This is a genomic window from Bradyrhizobium sp. AUGA SZCCT0158 (assembly GCF_018130065.1).
GTDB lineage: Bacteria > Pseudomonadota > Alphaproteobacteria > Rhizobiales > Xanthobacteraceae > Bradyrhizobium.
This window is the reverse complement of the sequence record NZ_JAFCME010000028.1, coordinates 19,641-38,814: the sequence shown is the minus strand read 5'-3', so window position 1 is coordinate 38,814 and position 19,174 is coordinate 19,641. Positions and strand designations below refer to the sequence as shown.

The 19,174-nt window shown below is 62.9% G+C and carries 21 protein-coding genes; 18 read left to right on the top strand and 3 right to left on the bottom strand.

Going from position 1 to position 19,174, the window contains the following annotated elements; translation table 11 throughout:
- The first annotated feature begins 88 nt into the window (after positions 1-88).
- Both JQ574_RS29120 and JQ574_RS29115 read left to right on the top strand, forming a co-directional pair.
- Positions 89-622, top strand: a complete 534-nt coding sequence (locus JQ574_RS29120) for a TadE/TadG family type IV pilus assembly protein (RefSeq protein WP_212206292.1) — start codon at positions 89-91, stop codon at positions 620-622.
- 63 nt (positions 623-685) lie between these two features.
- Entirely contained in the window at positions 686-1,264 is a 579-nt protein-coding gene (locus JQ574_RS29115) for a TadE/TadG family type IV pilus assembly protein (protein WP_409363377.1), read from the top strand.
- Between the two features lie 124 nt (positions 1,265-1,388).
- Here the strand turns inward: JQ574_RS29115 and JQ574_RS29110 are convergent, their stop codons facing one another.
- The 3 genes from JQ574_RS29110 to JQ574_RS29100 form a co-directional block, all read right to left on the bottom strand.
- Positions 1,389-1,601 carry a cold-shock protein gene (locus JQ574_RS29110; protein ID WP_002714433.1) on the bottom strand — a complete coding sequence of 71 codons (213 nt, stop codon included), beginning with the start codon at positions 1,599-1,601 and terminating at the stop codon, positions 1,389-1,391.
- 267 nt (positions 1,602-1,868) lie between these two features.
- Positions 1,869-2,153 (bottom strand): translation initiation factor IF-1, encoded by a 285-nt coding sequence (infA, locus tag JQ574_RS29105; protein ID WP_211999774.1) that lies wholly within the window; start codon positions 2,151-2,153, stop codon positions 1,869-1,871.
- A 23-nt stretch (positions 2,154-2,176) separates the two neighbouring features.
- Positions 2,177-3,607 carry a DEAD/DEAH box helicase gene (locus JQ574_RS29100; protein ID WP_212206296.1) on the bottom strand — a complete coding sequence of 477 codons (1,431 nt, stop codon included), beginning with the start codon at positions 3,605-3,607 and terminating at the stop codon, positions 2,177-2,179.
- Positions 3,608-4,168: 561 nt separating this feature from the next.
- Between JQ574_RS29100 and urtA the strand changes: the two genes are divergently transcribed.
- From urtA to JQ574_RS29020, 16 genes are all read left to right on the top strand, one after another.
- Positions 4,169-5,485, top strand: coding sequence for an urea ABC transporter substrate-binding protein (urtA, locus tag JQ574_RS29095; RefSeq protein WP_212206297.1), 1,317 nt, complete (start codon positions 4,169-4,171; stop codon positions 5,483-5,485).
- A 111-nt stretch (positions 5,486-5,596) separates the two neighbouring features.
- Complete coding sequence (gene urtB, locus JQ574_RS29090; RefSeq protein ID WP_212384126.1) at positions 5,597-7,210, top strand: urea ABC transporter permease subunit UrtB; 1,614 nt, start codon at positions 5,597-5,599, stop codon at positions 7,208-7,210.
- Positions 7,211-7,442: 232 nt separating this feature from the next.
- A complete protein-coding gene (gene urtC, locus JQ574_RS29085; protein WP_212384123.1) occupies positions 7,443-8,606 on the top strand; it encodes an urea ABC transporter permease subunit UrtC in 1,164 nt (387 codons plus the stop codon).
- A 4-nt stretch (positions 8,607-8,610) separates the two neighbouring features.
- Positions 8,611-9,372 carry an urea ABC transporter ATP-binding protein UrtD gene (gene urtD / locus JQ574_RS29080; RefSeq protein WP_212206303.1) on the top strand — a complete coding sequence of 254 codons (762 nt, stop codon included), beginning with the start codon at positions 8,611-8,613 and terminating at the stop codon, positions 9,370-9,372.
- 87 nt (positions 9,373-9,459) lie between these two features.
- Positions 9,460-10,155, top strand: coding sequence for an urea ABC transporter ATP-binding subunit UrtE (gene urtE, locus JQ574_RS29075; protein ID WP_212206304.1), 696 nt, complete (start codon positions 9,460-9,462; stop codon positions 10,153-10,155).
- 42 nt (positions 10,156-10,197) lie between these two features.
- A complete protein-coding gene (locus JQ574_RS29070) occupies positions 10,198-11,034 on the top strand; it encodes an urease accessory protein UreD (RefSeq protein ID WP_212206305.1) in 837 nt (278 codons plus the stop codon).
- A gap of 63 nt (positions 11,035-11,097) precedes the next feature.
- Positions 11,098-11,400 carry an urease subunit gamma gene (locus JQ574_RS29065; RefSeq protein WP_192737167.1) on the top strand — a complete coding sequence of 101 codons (303 nt, stop codon included), beginning with the start codon at positions 11,098-11,100 and terminating at the stop codon, positions 11,398-11,400.
- A gap of 173 nt (positions 11,401-11,573) precedes the next feature.
- Positions 11,574-11,879 (top strand): urease subunit beta, encoded by a 306-nt coding sequence (locus tag JQ574_RS29060; protein ID WP_212206313.1) that lies wholly within the window; start codon positions 11,574-11,576, stop codon positions 11,877-11,879.
- Between the two features lie 83 nt (positions 11,880-11,962).
- Positions 11,963-12,418, top strand: coding sequence for an endonuclease domain-containing protein (locus JQ574_RS29055; protein WP_212206315.1), 456 nt, complete (start codon positions 11,963-11,965; stop codon positions 12,416-12,418).
- Positions 12,419-12,575: 157 nt separating this feature from the next.
- The gene (gene ureC, locus JQ574_RS29050) at positions 12,576-14,288 is read left to right on the top strand and encodes an urease subunit alpha (protein WP_212206317.1); all 1,713 of its coding nucleotides are present in this window, start codon (positions 12,576-12,578) and stop codon (positions 14,286-14,288) included.
- 50 nt (positions 14,289-14,338) lie between these two features.
- Positions 14,339-14,638, top strand: coding sequence for a putative quinol monooxygenase (locus JQ574_RS29045; protein WP_192737171.1), 300 nt, complete (start codon positions 14,339-14,341; stop codon positions 14,636-14,638).
- Positions 14,639-14,664: 26 nt separating this feature from the next.
- Complete coding sequence (locus tag JQ574_RS29040) at positions 14,665-14,964, top strand: putative quinol monooxygenase (protein ID WP_212206325.1); 300 nt, start codon at positions 14,665-14,667, stop codon at positions 14,962-14,964.
- Between the two features lie 5 nt (positions 14,965-14,969).
- On the top strand, positions 14,970-15,569 hold the full coding sequence (ureE, locus tag JQ574_RS29035; protein ID WP_212206333.1) for an urease accessory protein UreE: 600 nt from the start codon (positions 14,970-14,972) through the stop codon (positions 15,567-15,569).
- The gene (locus JQ574_RS29030) at positions 15,550-16,287 is read left to right on the top strand and encodes an urease accessory protein UreF (RefSeq protein WP_212384125.1); all 738 of its coding nucleotides are present in this window, start codon (positions 15,550-15,552) and stop codon (positions 16,285-16,287) included. Before ureE ends, JQ574_RS29030 begins: the two co-directional genes overlap by 20 nt.
- A gap of 184 nt (positions 16,288-16,471) precedes the next feature.
- Entirely contained in the window at positions 16,472-17,110 is a 639-nt protein-coding gene (gene ureG / locus JQ574_RS29025) for an urease accessory protein UreG (RefSeq protein ID WP_212206340.1), read from the top strand.
- Between the two features lie 368 nt (positions 17,111-17,478).
- Positions 17,479-19,137: an HWE histidine kinase domain-containing protein gene (locus JQ574_RS29020; RefSeq protein WP_212206342.1), complete on the top strand. Its 1,659-nt coding sequence runs from the start codon at positions 17,479-17,481 to the stop codon at positions 19,135-19,137.
- Positions 19,138-19,174: the final 37 nt, after the last annotated feature.

The window sequence follows — 19,174 nt, the reverse complement described above, 5'->3', positions numbered from 1 at the left end:
GTCGTTCTGCTTCTATCCGGCGAAACACTTCGACAATCTGTTTCGGCTACTCATGACGGCAGTTCCGCTTGCGCCTGAGGTCGCTTCGATGCCGTCGCATATCCGCTCCTTCAGCCAGTTGTTGCGCCGTTTTTGCCGCAATCGCGGTGGCTCCACCGTGGTCGAGTTTGCGCTGGTCGCGCCGATGTTCTTTGCGCTGCTGTTCGCGATCATCGAGACGGCGTTCATGTTCTTTGCCAGCCAGGTGCTCGAGACCGTGACGCAGGATTCGGCGCGCATGATCATGACCGGTCAGGCGCAGAACGCCGCCTACACCCAGGCGCAGTTCAAGACCTATGTCTGCAGCAAGGTCGCCGCGCTGTTCGATTGCAACGGAATCTCCGTCGACGTGCAGAGCTATCCCCAGTTCAGCAGCGTCAACGTCAGCAACCCGATCGACGCCAGCAAGAATTTCGTGCCGACGAACAATTACAGCCCCGGCGGCCCCGGCGACATCGTCGTGGTGCGGCTGTTCTATCAATGGCCGATACTGGTCACCAAGTTCGGCTATGACATCTCGAATCTCAGCGGCAGCAAGCGGCTGTTGAGCGCGACCGCGGCGTTCCAGAATGAACCTTTCTAGAAGCATTTTTCAAGCGACCCGGTTTGCGTTGAGAAAACGCGTCAAGACAAGATAGGCAAGGCGATGAGTCTGATGAGTGGAATCTGGCTTCGCATGCGGCGCTCGGCGCTCGATCTGTCCGGCGATACCAGGGGTCTGGCCGCCGTCGAATTCGCCATGGTCGTACCTCTGATGTTGGTGCTGTTTTTCGGCACGGTCGAGTTCTCGTCCGGCGTCGCGGTCGACCGCAAGGTGACGCTGATGGCGCGGACGCTGTCGGATCTGACGTCGCAGAACGTCTCGGTCACCGACGCCCAGCTGACCAACATCTTCAACGCCTCCACCGGCATCATGACGCCCTATTCGGCCGCGCCGCTCAATTCCACGATCACGGAACTGTATGTCGATCCCACTACCAAGATCGCCCGGGTGCAGTGGAGCAAGGGCGCGGTGCCGCGCGGGACCGGAAGCACGGTGGCGATTCCGAGCGCGCTGCAGGTCGGCGACACCTATCTGATTTACAGCGAGGTCAGCTACAAATACGTCCCGGCCATCGGCTATGTGATGGCGAAGGCGGGGATCAATTTGACCGACTTCACCTATACGCGCCCGCGCCAATCGCTGTGCGTGATGTACAACACCACGGTTTGCACGAAGTCGTAACGCCGTCGCGCAGATCAATGGCGCGGGATAAATCTGAGGTACGAAAAAAGGCCGCGCCTTGGGCGCGGCCTTTCGTTATTTCGAAGCAATTTTCAAGGGCGCGCCGGGCGTCCTGAAAAATCACTCATCCAGCGGCGCGCAGATTGTCGGCCGAAGATTTGCCAGAGCGACGATCGGCCACGATTTCGTAGCTGATCTTCTGGCCTTCACGCAGCGTACCAAGACCGGCACGTTCGACAGCGCTGATGTGCACGAACACGTCATTGCCGCCGTCATCCGGCTGGATGAAGCCATAGCCCTTGGTTGCGTTAAACCACTTCACGGTTCCCATGCTCACGGGGGTAGTCCCTTCTCAGATATACTAGTCGTAGCCCACCTCTCGATGGGCTGGTGAGATCGAATTTTTGGAAGGGTCGTCAGCGTCTAAACCGGCTGTACCGGTGGATAGCTAATGTCGTCCGGCCGAAAATCGATGCCCAATATTATTCGATCAAGGGGTCCAAAACAATCCTGACGTGCACGATTTTTTGATCAGGGCAAGCCCGGTCCATCGCGCGCCGACATCATCTGTCGGGCACGATGGCAATCAGTCGCTGGAAGCCCGTTACCGGCGGCGGAACTGGCCGCCACGCGGCGGTGCACCACGCGGGGGACCGCTCGAGGGGCGCTCATCCTTGTGACGGAAAATCAGCCGGCCCTTCTCCAGATCATAGGGCGACATTTCGATCGTGACCCGATCGCCTGCCAGCGTCTTGATCCGGTTCTTCTTCATTTTACCGGCGGTGTAGGCAACAATTTCGTGTCCTGCGTCGAGCTGCACGCGGTAGCGCGCGTCGGGGAGGATTTCGGTCACCAGTCCTTCGAACTGGATCAGCTCTTCTTTAGCCATATTTGTCTCCAGATCGATCGAGGCTAGCGCTGCGGCCGATGGGTACGGTTGGGTTGGGTATTCGGGCGGCTCTCGCGATGCAAGAAGGCGACGCCTTGAATGCTTTCGCTGTTGCCACCCTGCGCCGGACGCGGCGACTCATGCCGGGTCGGCTGCGACGCGGCATTATTACCACCACCGCGGCGGGGACGGCGAGGGCCTTTTGAGCCCGGCGATTGCTCATGGGAACGGCCGCCATGGCCATGGCCGTGGGCGGAATGGCCGCGCGGTGCGGACCGGCCGCCCCGGTTCTGGGACGGCGCGGGAGCTGCATCCCGGGTGCCCGGTGTGCGGCGGTCTTCGCGGGGCAGCGCCACGCGGATCAGCCGCTCGATGTCGCGCAGATAACCCATTTCCTCGGCGCCTGCGATCAGCGAGATCGCAACGCCTTCGGCGCCGGCGCGCGCGGTGCGGCCGATCCGGTGGACGTAGGTTTCCGGTACGTTCGGCAGATCGAAATTCACCACATGGCTGATGCCGTCGACGTCGATGCCGCGGGCGGCGATGTCGGTGGCGACCAGGGTGCGGATCTCGCCGGTGCGGAACGCCGCCAGCACGCGCTCGCGGTGGTTCTGCGACTTGTTGCCATGGATGGCGTTGGCGTTGATGCCGGACTTGGCAAGCGCCTTCACCACCTTGTCGGCGCCATGCTTGGTGCGGGTGAAGATCAGCGCGCGGTCGACCGGTTCCTGCTTCAGGAGTTGGGCCAGTATGCCCTGCTTGGCCGCGAAATCGACCTGGATGATGCGCTGGGTGATGCGTTCCACGGTGGAGGCCACCGGCGTCACCGCCACGCGGGCGGGGTCGCGCAGCATCGCTTCGGCGAGCTCGGCGATGTCCTTGGGCATGGTCGCCGAGAAGAACAGCGTCTGCCGCTTGATCGGCAGTTTGCCGACGATTTTTCGGATGTCGTTGATGAAGCCCATGTCGAGCATGCGGTCCGCTTCGTCGAGCACCAGGAACTCGACCTGGCCCAGCTTGAGGCCGTTGCTCTGCACCAGATCGAGCAGGCGGCCGGGGGTGGCCACCATGACTTCGACGCCCTGCATCACGGAACGGACCTGACGGCCCATCGGCACGCCGCCGATCGCGAGTGCCGAGGAGAGGCGGATGTGGCGGCCATAGGCGTTGAAGCTGTCGAGGATCTGACCCGACAATTCGCGGGTCGGCGAGAGCACCAGCACGCGGCAGCTCTTGGGCTGCACCCGGATGCGGTTCTCCAGAATGCGGTGCAGGATCGGCAGCGCGAAGGCTGCGGTCTTGCCGGTGCCGGTCTGGGCGATGCCGACCACGTCACGGCCGGTCATTGCGAGGGGGACGGTCTGGGCCTGGATGGGCGTCGGGGTGAGGTAATTTTCTTCCTTGAGGGCACGCGAAATGGGATCGGCAAGGCCGAAATCCTGAAAGGAGGTCAAAAGAGGGTTCTTTCCATTAAAAAGGCAGGCGCCCGGCCGATACAGCCAGGAGCGCGCGAGGGGTGTCTGAGACACCCGCGTGTTTGGGGCGTCGGTTTTGCTAGGCTGAAGGGGCAAGCCAGAAACCGTTGAACGGGATCAGAACACGCGGCTCGCAAGGACCTGATGATTCTCTAGGTCACGGGGCTCATATGGAACATGAACGCGGCGCTTTCAAGGTAAATCGCCGGATATGCTTGGCGCGGTTAAGAAACAGCCGGAAATTCGCAAGTTCCGGTGCACTCTCGTTGGCCTGCATCGCCAAATTTTCGTGCCGTAAAATTAGACAAATGGCCTATTTTGCCTAAAAAATAGACTGTTTGCCGTAAAAGAATACATTTTGTTGGCCCAAAAAATAGGCGGACTTCTCGGCGATTTCCCCGCAAGCGGAAGATTATACTGCGATTCTATAGACTTACCCTGTGCTCAGGCCGTGGCACGCTTCTTGCGATTCCGTTAACGCAGGCGGCCGTTGGGGCCGTTTCGCAGCGTTTCACGCCTGCGTCAGGGAGATGACATTTCATGCTTACACAACTTACCCACGATATAGCGACGCTGAGCCGCCGCCGCTGGCTGGCGGCGACCGCGGGCCTGGTTTTGGGCCTGGCCGCATTCGGCAGCGCGCAGGCGCAGGAGACCATCAAGGTCGGCGTGCTGCATTCGCTTTCCGGCACCATGGCGATCAGCGAAACCACGCTGAAGGACACCGTCCTCTTCCTGATCGACGAGCAGAACAAGAAGGGCGGCATACTCGGCAAGAAGCTCGAGGCCGTCGTGGTCGACCCGGCGTCGAACTGGCCGCTGTTCGCGGAAAAGGCCCGCGAGCTGATCACCAAGGACAAGGTCTCTGTCGTGTTCGGCTGCTGGACCTCGGTGTCGCGCAAATCCGTGCTCCCGGTGTTCAAGGAGCTGAACTCGATCCTGTTCTACCCCGTGCAGTACGAGGGCGAGGAGAGCGAGCGCAACGTGTTCTACACCGGGGCGGCGCCGAACCAGCAGGCGATCCCGGCCGTCGACTATCTGATGAAGGACGAGAAGGTGAAGCGCTGGGTGCTGGCCGGCACCGACTACGTCTATCCGCGCACCACCAACAAGATCCTCGAAGCCTACTTGAAGTCGAAGGGCGTCAAGCAGGAAGACATCATGATCAACTACACGCCGTTCGGTCACAGTGACTGGCAGACGATCGTGGCCGACATCAAGAAGTTCGGTTCGGCCGGCAAGAAGACCGCCGTCGTCTCCACCATCAACGGCGACGCCAACGTTCCCTTCTACAAGGAGCTCGGCAACCAGGGCATCAAGGCGACCGACATTCCGGTTGTCGCGTTCTCGGTCGGCGAAGAAGAGCTCGCCGGCATCGACACCAAGCCGCTGCTCGGTCATCTGGCCGCCTGGAACTACTTCCAGTCGATCAAGGATCCGGCCAACGAGAAGTTCATCAAGGCCTGGCAGGCCTACACCAAGAACCCGAAGCGCGTGACCAACGACCCGATGGAAGCACACGTCATCGGTTTCGAGATGTGGGTCAAGGCGGTCGAGAAGGTGAAGTCGACCGATCCGGACAAGGTGATCGACGCGCTGCCCGGCATCGAAGCCAAGAACCTGACCGGCGGCACCTCGAAGATGCTTCCGAACCATCACATCACCAAGCCGGTGTTCATTGGCGAAATCAAAGCCAATGGCCAGTTCGACGTGGTGTGGAAGACCCCGGGCCTGGTGGCCGGCGATGCATGGTCGAAGGAGCTCGATGGCTCCAAGGACCTGATCGGCGACTGGGTTGGCAAGAAGTGCGGCAACTACAACACCAAGACCAACAAGTGCGGCGGTCAGGGTTCCTGACCCCGATATGATCCGAAGGATCATGGTCTGACTGCAAGAAGAAACTTCCAAGAGAAGACCCGGAAGGCGGCGATGTCGCCGCCTTCCACTTACTCCTGCCGGGGTTGTAACGTGCCTGCCAATTTCTTTGACCGTCTTCGCGCTATTGTTCTGTCATTTTTCCTGATCGCAGCGTTCGCTGTGCCGGCGCTGGCGGGACCGTTCGAGGATGCGGTCGCCAAATTCGCCAATGACGAGTTCTCCGACACCGACGAGGCGATCGGCGCGGTCGCGACCTCGGGCAATCCGCTGGCTTTTCCGATCATCAGCGCGCTGCAGGATGGCCGGCTGTCGGCTGATCCGGAATCCAAGAAAGTTTTCGTCACGGGGGCCGACGGCAAGATCATCGATGCGGCGACCGGGGCTGCGGTGGCCAGCCTGCCCGCGGGTGCCGTTGCTGTCCGCCTCAACAACCGCCTGCGCCGCACCGTGGAGGCCGCCCTCGGCGGTCTGACGCTGCTGTCGCCAGATCCGGCCAAGCGGCTGACGGCCGCCCAATCGGTCTTCAAGAGCCATGAGGAGGCCGCGCTTCCGGTCATCGACGGCGCGCTGGCCAAAGAGACCAACAAGGCGGTGAAGGCGGCCTTTGCCGAGGCCCGCGCTGCCATCCTGCTCTACAAGTCGGATGCGTCAGACGCGGAGAAGCTGGAGTCCATCGCCATCATCAAGGCGCGCGGCGATCAGGAAGCCCTCGCGCTGTTGACGGGCCTCGGCAGCGATGCGTCGCCGCCGGTGGCGCAGGCCGCGGCCGGTGCGATCTCCGCGATCCAGAGCAATCTTGCCATGTGGTCGATGGTGCAGAACGCCTGGTACGGCCTGTCGCTCGGCTCGGTGCTGCTGCTGGCGGCGATCGGGCTTGCGATCACCTTCGGCGTGATGGGCGTCATCAACATGGCCCACGGCGAAATGGTGATGCTGGGCGCCTACACCACCTTCGTGGTGCAGGAGGTCATCCGCACCAGCTATCCCGGCCTGTTCGACTATTCGCTGCTGATCGCGGTGCCATCGGCCTTCCTTGTTGCGGGCGCGATCGGCGTCCTGATCGAGCGCAGCATCATCCGCTTCCTCTACGGCCGCCCGCTGGAAACCCTGCTCGCGACCTGGGGTCTCTCGCTGGTGCTGCAGCAGGCGGTGCGCACCGCGTTCGGCCCCACCAACCGCGAAGTCGGCAATCCCTCCTGGATGAGCGGCGCGTTCGAACTCGGCCAGATCACCATCACCTACAACCGGCTCTGGATCCTCTGTTTCACGCTGGCGGTGTTCGCCATCCTGCTCGCGATGCTGCGCTACACGGCGCTCGGGCTCGAGATGCGCGCGGTGACGCAGAACCGCCGCATGGCGGCGTCGATGGGCATCGCCACCTCGCGCGTCGACGCGCTTACCTTCGGCCTCGGCTCCGGCATCGCCGGGATCGCCGGCGTGGCGCTGTCGCAGATCGACAATGTAAGCCCCAACCTCGGCCAGAGCTACATCATCGACAGCTTCATGGTGGTGGTGTTCGGCGGCGTCGGCAATCTCTGGGGCACGCTGGTGGGGGCCTTCACGCTCGGCATCGCCAACAAGTTCCTGGAGCCGGTGGCGGGGGCCGTGCTCGGCAAGATCGCGATCCTGGTGCTGATCATCCTGTTCATCCAGAAGCGGCCGCGCGGCCTGTTCGCGCTCAAGGGACGGGCGATCGAAGCATGACGCCGCATGTTGCAATGGGATGCTTCACCGCGCTGCGCTCTGACTCCCTCTCCCGCTTGCGGGGGAGGGCTGGGGTGGGGGTCTCTCCACGAGCGCCGTCGCCTAGTGGAGACACCCCCACCCGCCGCGCTCTGACGAGCGCCATAGCCGAAGCTTCGCTTCGGCGTTCTCGGCTAAGAACGGTCGCCGTAGGCGACCTATGCTCCCCCGCAAGCGGGAGAGGTGACCACCTATGACGCCGCATGTCCTTACCCGCTCGCTAGATCGCAGCGCGACCGTCTTCCTGCTGATCGTCGCCGGTCTCGGCGTGCTGATCCCGCTGTCGAACTTGCTGCTGCCGTCAGGTTCGATGTTCCAGGTGCCGACCTATCTGGTGGCGCTGTTCGGCAAATATGTCTGCTACGCCATTCTGGCGCTCTCGATTGATCTGATCTGGGGCTATTGCGGCATTCTCTCGCTTGGCCATGGCGCGTTCTTCGCGCTCGGCGGTTACGCGATGGGCATGTACCTGATGCGACAGATCGGCAGCCGCGGCGTCTACGGCAATCCGATCCTGCCGGACTTCATGGTGTTCCTGAACTATCCGTCGCTGCCCTGGTACTGGTACGGTTTTGATATGTTCTGGTTCGCGGCGCTGATGGTCTTGGTCGTGCCGGGCCTGCTCGCCTTCTGCTTCGGCTGGCTGGCGTTCCGCTCCCGCGTCACCGGCGTCTATCTGTCGATCATCACGCAGGCGATGACCTACGCGCTGCTGCTGGCGTTCTTCCGCAACGATTTCGGCTTCGGCGGCAATAACGGCCTGACCGACTTCAAGGACATTCTGGGCTTCAACGTCCAGGCCGACGGCACCCGCGCCGCTTTGTTCATCCTGAGCTGCCTGGCGCTCATCATCGCTTTCCTGATCTGCCGCGCGGTGGTGACGTCGAAACTCGGCAAGGTGCTGATCGCGATCCGCGACGCCGAGTCGCGCACGCGATTTCTGGGCTACCGCGTCGAATCCTACAAGCTGTTCGTGTTCACGCTGTCGGCCTGCATGGCCGGCGTCGCCGGCGCGCTGTATGTGCCGCAGATCGGCATCATTAACCCCGGCGAATTCGCGCCGGGCAATTCGATCGAGGCGGTGATTTGGGTGGCGGTCGGCGGCCGCGGCACGCTGATCGGGGCTGCGCTCGGCGCCATCGTGGTCAATTACGCGAAAACCGTGTTCACCTCGGGTCCGCTGGCGCCGTATTGGCTGTTCATGCTGGGCGCGCTGTTCATCCTGGTGACGTTGTTGCTGCCGAAGGGCATCATCGGCACCTTCAATGCCTGGTATGAGCCGTGGAGCGCAAGGCGCCTCAACGCCGAAAGTGCCGCGCGCGAAGACGGCATCAGCGCACCGAAGCCGGCGGAGTGAGCGCATGAACGCGATGAATACCAGGACGACGTCCGCGCTGCTCTATCTCGACGGCGTGCACGTCTCGTTCGACGGCTTCCACGCCATCAACAATCTGTCGCTGACGCTGGAGCCGGGCGAGATGCGCGCCATCATCGGCCCCAACGGCGCCGGCAAGACCACGATGATGGACATCATCACCGGCAAGACCAAGCCGGACGAGGGGGTGGTGCTGTTCGACGGCGTCACCGACCTGACGCGCCTCGATGAAACCCGCATCGCCGAACTCGGCATCGGCCGCAAATTCCAGAAGCCGACGGTGTTCGAGAGCCAGACCATCGAGGACAATCTGCTGCTGGCGCTCAATGTCGATCACAGCGTCAAGGGCACGCTGTTCTGGCGCGGCAGCAAGCCCGACGCCGAGCGCATCGAGCGCGTGCTGGAAACCATCCGCTTGAAGGATTCGCGGACCAAGCTCGCCGGGAGCCTGTCGCACGGCCAGAAACAATGGCTCGAGATCGGCATGCTGCTGGCGCAGGATCCGAAACTGCTGCTGGTCGACGAGCCCGTTGCCGGCATGACCGACGTCGAGACCCATCAGACCGCCGAGCTGCTCAAGGAAATCAACAAGGACAAGACCATCATGGTGGTCGAGCACGACATGACCTTCGTACGCGAACTCGGCGTCAAGGTGACCTGCCTGCACGAAGGCACCGTGTTGGCGGAGGGAACCATCGACCAGGTTTCGCGCAATGATCGCGTGGTCGAAGTGTATCTGGGAAGGTAGAGGGCGAGTAGCGAATGGCGAATAGCGAATGGGTTCTTTTTACTATTCGCCATTCGCTACGCGCCATTCGCCCGAAAAGGGCATCGCATGTTAAACGTTGACAACATCAGCCTCTATTACGGCGCGGCGCAGGCGCTGCGCGGCGTCTCGATCAAGGCCGAGCCCGGCAAGGTGACCTGCGTGCTCGGCCGCAACGGCGTCGGCAAGACCTCGCTGCTGCGCGCGATGGTTGGCCAATATCCGATTGCCTCGGGTTCGATCACGCTCAACGGCGACGATATCACCGGCCTCAAGCCGTATGAGCGGGCCCGAAAAGGCATCGGCTTCGTGCCGCAGGGCCGCGAGATTTTTCCGCTGCTGACGGTGGAGGAAAATCTCAAGACCGGCTTTGGCCCGCTGAAGCGTGACGACCGCAATATTCCCGACGACGTGTTCTCGCTGTTTCCGGTTCTGAACTCGATGCTCGGCCGGCGCGGCGGCGACCTCTCCGGCGGCCAGCAGCAGCAGCTCGCGATCGGCCGGGCGCTGGTGATGCGGCCGAAACTGCTGCTGCTCGACGAGCCGACCGAGGGGATCCAGCCCTCGATCATCAAGGATATCGGCCGCGCCATCTCCTATCTGCGGAGCCTCGGCACCATGGCGATCGTGCTGGTCGAACAATATCTCGACTTTGCCTGCGAGCTCGGCGACAATTTCGCGGTCATGGACCGGGGCGCGGTGAAATTTGCGTGCGAGCGGAGCGCGATGGATCCCGCCGAGATCAGCCGCCAGATGGCGCTGTAACTTTAAAACGGATTGAGCCGCGGCGGCCGGTTTGGGGAACGGATGCGGACCGAAACGACGGGCGCAGCTTCATCGACTTTCGCTGACAACCGGGCCCGGGGCGCGGTCAAATTCGACGTGCGGCTGCAGGATGGTGTCACCCGCCGCGGGACTTTGCATGAATCCGGCTCGCTGCGCGTGCGGTTTCCCTCGCCCGAAGACGACGGCCTGTCCGGCGTGTTCGTCAACACGGCGGGCGGCATCGCCGGCGGCGACCGCTTCGACATCGACATTGCGGCCGGTGAGGGCGCGCGGCTGACGCTGACGACCGCGGCGGCCGAGAAGGTCTATCGCGCGCCGGGACCTGCGGCCCAGCTCAACATTGCGCTCAGGGCCGAGGCGGGGGCGCACCTTTCCTGGTTGCCACAGGAGACCATCCTGTTCGACCGTGCGCGGATCTTGCGGCGTATCGATATCGACCTAGCGGATGACGCCTCGCTTTTGCTGTGCGAAATCGTGGTGTTCGGCCGCGCCGCGATGGGCGAGCGGATGCTGCATGGCGAGTTCGTCGATCGCTGGCGGCTGCGCCGCGGTGGCCGGCTGGTGTTTGCCGAAACCATCCGGCTCGCCGGCGATATCGGCGCAAAGCTCGCGCAACCCGCCATCGCCAAAGGCGGCGTTGCAATCGGCACCGCGCTGATCGTGCCCGGCGATGAAGCCGTAGTGGAGCGGATCCGCGAAGCTGCTGACACGTTCGGCGGCGAGGTCGGAATCTCCGCGTGGAATGGATTTGCAATGGCGCGCTTCTGTGCCCAAGATGCGGCGCGGCTCCGCGCCGACATGATGACCGTGCTCGGCCGCGCCTCCGGCGTGCCGCTGCCAAGACTCTGGCTTAATTAACGTCTCTGGCTCAACTAACGTCTCTGGCTCAACTAAGATCGATCCAATTACTCGAGTGCCCGCATGAATCTCTCCCCCCGCGAAAAAGACAAGCTCCTGATCTCAATGGCCGCCATGGTGGCGCGCCGCAGGCTGGAGCGCGGCGTCAAGCTCAACCATCCCGAAGCGATCGCGATCATTTCCGATTTCATCGTCGAGGGCGCACGTGACGGCCGCACAGTGGCCGATCTGATGCAGGCCGGCGCGCAGGTGATTACGCGGGCGCAGTGCATGGATGGGATTCCCGAGATGATTCACGACATCCAGGTCGAGGCGACGTTTCCCGACGGCACCAAACTCGTCACCGTGCATGAGCCGATAAGGTGAGTAGTGCGAGATCTTTCATTTCGTCATGCCCGGCCTTGTGCCGGGCATCCACGTCTTTCTTGAAACAGAAAGTAAGACGTGGATGGCCGGGACATAGGCGAGCGGAAGCGACGCCGTCCTTCAGACGGCTATGCCCGGCCATGACGCTGCAAAATGTTACGAGGTAGCAAATCATGATCCCCGGTGAACGCTTCATCCAGGACGGCGAGATCGAACTCAATGCCGGCCGCAAGACCGTGACGCTGACGGTCGCCAATACCGGCGACCGGCCGATCCAGGTCGGCTCGCACTACCATTTCTTCGAAACCAATCCGGCGCTGAAGTTCGACCGCAAGAAAGCCCGCGGCATGCGCCTCGACATCGCCGCCGGCACCGCGGTCCGCTTCGAACCCGGCCAGACCCGCGACGTGCAGCTCGTCGCGCTTGCGGGCAAGCGTGTGGTCTACGGCTTTCGCGGCGAGGTACAGGGCAAGCTGTGATCGCTGGTATCGCCATCAAATGTGAGGTGAGCACACTGACTGCGCTCCCTCCCCCCTTGCGGGGGAGGGTCGGGGAGAGGGGGATGCCACACGACGAGGTCAGCAAGATTCAGCGTACCCGCGCCAAGCAATTGAGGCGCGAGATGACACGTGCCGAAACATTGTTATGGCGTCACTTGAAAGCAAATCGACTCGCCGGACTCGGATTTCGCCGACAGAGCCCGATGGGGCACTACATCGCGGACTTCGTCGCCCATTCCTGCAAGCTTGTCGTTGAACTCGACGGCGAGAGCCATGATTTCGAAGAACGTATCCGTTACGACGCCAGGCGGGATGAGTGGTTTGCTTCGCGCGGTTATCGCGTGCTGCGGTTCACCAATGACGACGTCATGAAAAATCTTGAGGGTGTTGTCCTCACGATCGCGGAAGCAGCGGAGCAAGCGTCACCCCTCTCTCTAACCCTCCCCCGCAAGGGGGGAGGGAACCCTTCCGCTAATGCGTCCCTGACAGATGCGAACGACCTCCGGGAGGAGCCGTGATGCTTCGTGCAGGAGTTGCGCGACGTGAGGTGAGCACGGTGCCCGGGCTCCCTCCCCCCTTGCGGGGGAGGGTTGGGGAGAGGGGTAAGCCGCACACACAGGCGGAAGAGAGTGCGCGAGCTAGCGCTGAACTATTTGCATTTGGTGGAGCAATAACATGTCCGTAAAAATCAAACGTTCCGTCTATGCCGACATGTTCGGGCCCACCACCGGCGACCGGGTGCGGCTGGCCGATACCGATCTCATCATCGAGGTCGAAAAGGATTTTACGATCTATGGCGAGGAGGTGAAATTCGGCGGCGGCAAGGTGATCCGCGACGGCATGGGCCAGTCGCAGGTCACCAACCGGCAGGGCGCGGCGGACACCGTCATCACCAACGCGCTGATCGTCGACCACTGGGGCATCGTCAAAGCCGACGTCGCGATCAAGGAGGGGATGATCGCCGCGATCGGCAAGGCCGGCAATCCCGACATCCAGCCCGGCGTGACCATCGTGATCGGTCCCGGTACCGACATCATCGCGGGCGAAGGCAAGATTCTCACCGCCGGCGGTTTCGACAGCCACATCCATTTCATCTGCCCGCAGCAGATCGAACACGCGCTGATGAGTGGCGTCACCTCGATGCTGGGTGGCGGCACGGGCCCGTCGCACGGCACCTTTGCCACCACCTGTACGCCCGGCCCCTGGCACATGGGGCGGATGATCCAGTCGTTCGACGCATTTCCGGTCAATCTCGGCATTTCCGGCAAGGGCAACGCGGCGCGCCCGGCGGCGCTGGTGGAGATGATCAAGGGCGGCGCCTGTGCGCTCAAGCTGCACGAGGATTGGGGCACCACGCCGGCGGCGATCGACAACTGCCTGTCGGTGGCCGACGATTACGACGTCCAGGTGATGCTGCATTCCGACACGCTGAACGAGTCCGGCTTTGTCGAAGACACAGTGAAGGCCTTCAAGGGCCGCACCATCCACGCCTTCCACACCGAAGGCGCCGGCGGCGGCCACGCGCCGGATATCATAAAAATTGCCGGCCTGAAGAACGTGCTGCCGTCCTCGACCAACCCGACGCGGCCGTTCACGCGCAATACCATCGACGAGCATCTCGACATGCTGATGGTGTGCCACCATCTCGACCCGTCGATCGCGGAAGATCTCGCGTTCGCCGAAAGCCGCATCCGGAAAGAAACCATCGCGGCGGAAGACATTCTGCACGATCTCGGCGCGCTCTCGATGATGTCGTCGGACTCGCAGGCCATGGGCCGGCTCGGCGAGGTCATCATCCGCACCTGGCAGACTGCGGACAAGATGAAGAAGCAGCGCGGCTCGCTGCCCGAGGACAAGGGCAACAACGACAATTTCCGCGTCAAGCGCTACATCGCCAAATACACCATCAATCCCGCGATCGCGCATGGCGTGTCGAAGCTGATCGGCTCGGTGGAGAAGGGCAAGATGGCCGACCTCGTGCTGTGGTCGCCGGCGTTCTTTGGCGTCAAGCCGGATTGCATCATCAAGGGCGGCTCGATCGTGGCAGCTCCGATGGGCGATCCCAACGCGTCGATCCCGACGCCGCAGCCCGTGCATTACCGGCCGATGTTCGCGGCATACGGCAAGGCGCTGACCGCTTCATCCGTGGTGTTCACCTCCAGGGCCGCGATCACAGGCGGGCTGGCGCGCAAGCTCGGCATCGCCAAAAAGCTCTATCCGGTGAAAAATACCCGGGACGGCATCTCCAAGAAGAGCATGATCCATAACGGCGCCACGCCCAAGATCGAGGTCGATGCCGAGACCTATGAGGTACGCGCAGACGGCGAGCTTCTGACCTGCGCGCCGGCCGAGGTACTGCCCATGGCGCAGCGCTATTTCATGTACTAGGGTTTCTCCCAGGCAGTCTTAGCCAGAACAAAAATCCGGGAGGATTCTTCGTGATTTACGTCGTTGCCACGCTGACCATCAAGCCTGAAACGCGCGCCGATTTCATCGCGGCGGCCACCGCCTGCATCATGGAAACCCGGAAAGAGCCGGGCAACATCGCCTATGATCTGCATGAAAGCGTCACCGACCATTCCAAGATGGTGTTCGTCGAGCAGTGGGAAAACATGGAAGCGCTGGGGCCGCACCGGACCGCCGAGCACATGAAAACCTTCGGCCGCGTCGCGGTCAAATGCATGAGCGCGCCGCCGAAGATCGAGTACATCACCCCCGAAAAAGTCGAAACCCGCTAATCAAGAAACGTAAAGGGAGAAAATCCATGATCTACGTCATCGCCACCACGCCGATGAAGCCGGAAAACAAGGACGACTTCATCAAGGGGCACAAGGCCTGCACCGCCGAGACGCTCAAGGAGAAGGGCTGCCTCTCCTATGAAGGCCATGTCAGCGTCAACAATCCCAATCTCTATGTGGTGGTGGAGCGCTGGGAGACCCGCGACGACCTCAATGCGCACGGCAAGGCGCCGCACATGAAGGTGTGGCGGGAATATTCGTCGCAGATGAAGACGGCGCCGACCGTGATCGAGATCATCAGCGACGGCAAGGTGGAGAAACTGTAACTCAGATGATCCGCGCAACTCGCGTTCAGGGCCAGCATCGCTGGACGGAAGCCGCCGCCGATACCGTGGTGCTCGATTTCGACGATCGGCACCGGCGGCGCATGGCGATGACGGGCACACGCGGGCTCGAATTCCTGCTCGACCTGGAAAACGCCATCGCGCTTCGCGGCGGCGACGCGCTGGTGCTGGAAGACGGCCGCCTGATCGAGGTGGTCGCCGCTCCCGAGCCGCTGATCGAGATCCGCGGCACGGATCCGCTGCATCTGGTTCGCGTCGCCTGGCATCTCGGCAACCGCCATCTGCCGACCCAGATCATGCCGAAGGGGCTGCGCATCCGCAGGGATCACGTTATCGAGGCGATGGTGAAGGGGCTGGGCGCACGCATCATCGAGATCGAGGCGCCGTTCGATCCCGAAGGCGGCGCCTATGCCGGTCATGCCCACGCACCGGAAGCCGCGCATGGGCATACCGGCCACGACCATTCCTCGCATGACCATGCCTCGCACGGTCATTCACACGATCACGACCACCACCATCATCATGACGAGCATTGCGACCACGATCATCACCACCACGATCACTCCCATGCTCATGACCACAAGTGAGCCCGTCCCGGCTGACGTCCAGGACGGGATGACGGCAGACGAGGGAGCGGCGCTGTACCGGCTGATGACGTGGCTGTCGCCGGCCTTTCCGGTGGGCGCGTTCTCCTATTCCAGCGGCATCGAATGGGCGGTGGAGGCCGGTGACATCACCGATGCCGCCTCGTTGCGCGCGTGGTTGACGGCGATGCTGGCCGACGGCTCGGGCTTTTGCGACGGCGTGTTTCTGGCGCAGGCGCACCGGGCGGCGACTGCAAACGACAGAGCCGTGCTGCGCGAGATCACGGAGCTTGCCGCGGCCTTCGTGCCGTCGCGCGAGCGCCAGCTCGAAACCTCGACCCAGGGCCGCGCCTTCATCGACATCGCGCGCGCGGCCTGGACCTGCGACGGCCTCGACGAGCTGGTTTCAGCTTGCGGCGGCGTCACCATCTATCCCGTCGCGGTCGGCCTCGTCAGCGCCGCGCACAAAATTCCGCTGGCGCCGGCGATGCATGCGTTCCTGCATGCGGTGGTCTCGAACTGGATTTCCGCAGGCGCGCGACTGGTGCCATTGGGGCAGACCGACAGCCAGCGCATCCTGGCCGCACTGGAGCCGGTGGTGGTCGCCACCGCGCAGCGCGCGCTGCAGGCCTCGCTCGACGATCTCGGCAGCGCAACGTTTCGCGCCGATCTCGCCAGTCTTCGGCATGAGACGCAGTATACGAGGCTGTTCCGGTCATGATGTGCAGGGCACTTCTCCCTCCAAACGTCGTCCCGGCGAACTCAGATGCGCAATTGCGCATCGGGGGACCCATAGCCACCGGCGATGGTTGTTGCGGAAGAGCGTCGGCCATCGTGCCCGACTGAAAGATCACGCGGTATGGGTCCCGGCGTTCGCCGGGACGACAATCGAGGGAATGTTTTAAATGTCCAAATCTCACGGCCCCCTGCGTGTCGGCGTCGGCGGTCCCGTCGGCTCCGGCAAGACCGCGCTGATGGACCTGCTCTGCAAATCGATGCGCGAGCGTTACGACATCGCCGCGATCACCAACGACATCTACACCAAATGGGACGCCGAGTTCCTGGTGCGCTCGGGCTCGCTGACGGCGGACCGCATCGCCGGCGTCGAGACCGGCGGCTGCCCGCATACCGCGATCCGCGAGGACGCCTCGATGAATCTCGCCGCCGTCGCCGACATGCGCGCCAAATTCCCCAATCTCGATCTGGTGCTGATCGAGTCGGGCGGCGACAATCTGGCCGCCACCTTCTCGCCCGAACTCGCCGATCTCACGATCTACGTCATCGACGTCGCCGCCGGCGACAAGATCCCGTCCAAGGGCGGGCCGGGCATCACCCGCTCGGACCTTTTGGTCATCAACAAGATCGACCTCGCGCCGCATGTCGGCGCGTCGCTGGAAAAGATGGATACCGACGCAAAAAGGATGCGGGGCGAGCGCCCCTTCGTGATGACCAATCTGAAGAAGAGCGAGGGGCTCGAGCGCATCATCGGCTTCATCGAGACCAAGGGCGGCCTGCGGCCGGCGCCGAAGGCCAAGGCTGGGTAGAGCAAGGCTGGGTAGAGGCTGGTTAACGCCGCCGGATGTGGTTAACGGCCGCGGCCCACCGCCCTGCGCCGGCGCGCTTTCTTAAATCCGCCATCCCGGGGCGCGAGGCTGACAGGATGTCGCTTCGCAAGATATTGCCGGGATGCCTGGAACCAAACGGGTCCGGCTTCATTAGCATCTTCTGGCCCCGCGAAATCAGCGTTAGCGGCGGCCACTTGTTGCCCGCTGCCAACCCGTTAGTTGCGTGCTGATGATCGCTCATTCATATTCGCCCGCGATCGGCCGTCGTCCGGTTTACATTTGTTGCCGTCCCGGCAGACCTCGAATGTTTTCTTCTCTGCGCCAACACTTTATTCCCGAGTAAGCGAGTGGTCCGGCTGGGTTTCATTATCGGCTTCATCGCGCTGATCGGAGTTCTGCTCTCCGGTCTTGCGGCCTATCGCGTCCATGAACAGGAAGTGACCCTTGACGGCATCGCGCTGGCGCGCGCCATCGACGTCCACGCCAGTCTGGTGCAGGACCGGCTGACCGAGCGCGAGCTGCTGGCGCGCGTCGCCTCCGGCCTGTTTCGCGCGCCGTCGGTGCTCAAGGCCAACATGCTGCAGCCGCTGCGCGCGTCGATCTACGCCTTCAAGACCGATTTCGTGGTCGCCAACTGGATCGCGCGGCTCAAGCCGGACGAACTGGAAGCGGCGCGCGCGGTGCTGAAGAGCTCGGGATTCACCGATCCGACGATTCGCGATTTCGACGACCAGCCGCTGGACATGAAGGCGATCGACAAGCCGATCAACGTGCTGATGGACCTCGAGCCGCGCAGCGCGGATACGCTGAGCTTTCCAGGCCGCGCTTACGACCGCCACTCGATCATCGGGCCGGTGCTGACGCAGGTGATGGAGGGCGGCAAGCCTGTCGCGTCGAACCCGATCCCGCTGTTGCGCAAGGATGGTCCGGTCGGAATCGTGCTCGCCGCGCCGGTCTATCAGGAAGGCTCCAGCGATGCCGCTGGCTTCGTCACCTTTTCCTACGAACTGGCGACGCTGATGCTGACCAATGACGACCAGTCGCTGTTTGCGGTGGTGCTGAAGGACCCGACTGACGTCAATGACGAATTCGTCGCCAACGACCAGGGTGTCGTCACCTTGCAGCCGGTCAAGCCCGAGGGTCCGGCGCCGTCGATGGTTCGCACCGTGACCTTCGGCGGCCGCGACTGGTCGCTCGGCTATTACGCCAAGTCCAACGTGGCCGTGCGGGCGCAGCAGACGGCGGCGATCGTGGCGGCGATCGGGCTGGCGCTGACCGGCATCGTCTGCGGCCTGTTCGGCTATGTCGCCTACAACAACTTAAGGCTCAGCCGCGAGATCCAGGTGCGGATCGGCTTCGAGCGGCGGCTGACGGCCGTGATCGACGAGCTCAACCACCGGGTCAAGAACATCCTCGCGGTGATCCAGTCGATCGTGACGCGAACGCTGCGCCACGGCTCCGACATCGACGTCTCGCGCGAGCTTTTGATCGGCCGCATTCACGCGATGTCGAACGTGGTCACGCTGCTGAGCGAGAGCCAGTGGCAGGGCGTCAAGCTGAAGGGGCTGTTCGAGGCGCGCGCGATACCGCATGCCGATCGCATCGCGGTCAACGGTCCTGACATCGCGGTGAGCGCGCGCGCCGCGCAATCGCTGTCGCTGTTGTTCTTCGAACTGGCGTCGCATTCCGACGAGGGCCTGTCGCTGGTCGGCAAGCATCCGCATATCGTTGCGAACTGGGAAATATCGGGCGAGGAGCCGGATACGGTTTTCCATTTCCGCTGGGAGGAGTTCAACACGTCAGCGGCGACGCGGCGCGAGGACAGTGATTTCGGCCTGATCCTGCTTGACCGCGTGGCGCCGGAAGCGCTCGGCGGCACCGCCAAGCGCTTCTTCACGGACGTCAGCTACGTCTATGAGCTGACCGCGCCCATGGTCACCGTCGTCGACATGACCGAACGCGACCGCACCGAACAGCTCTCCGCCCCGGTGCGGCCGGTGAAGTGATCTTGCTTACCTCGCCCCGCTTGCGCGGAGGGGTCGG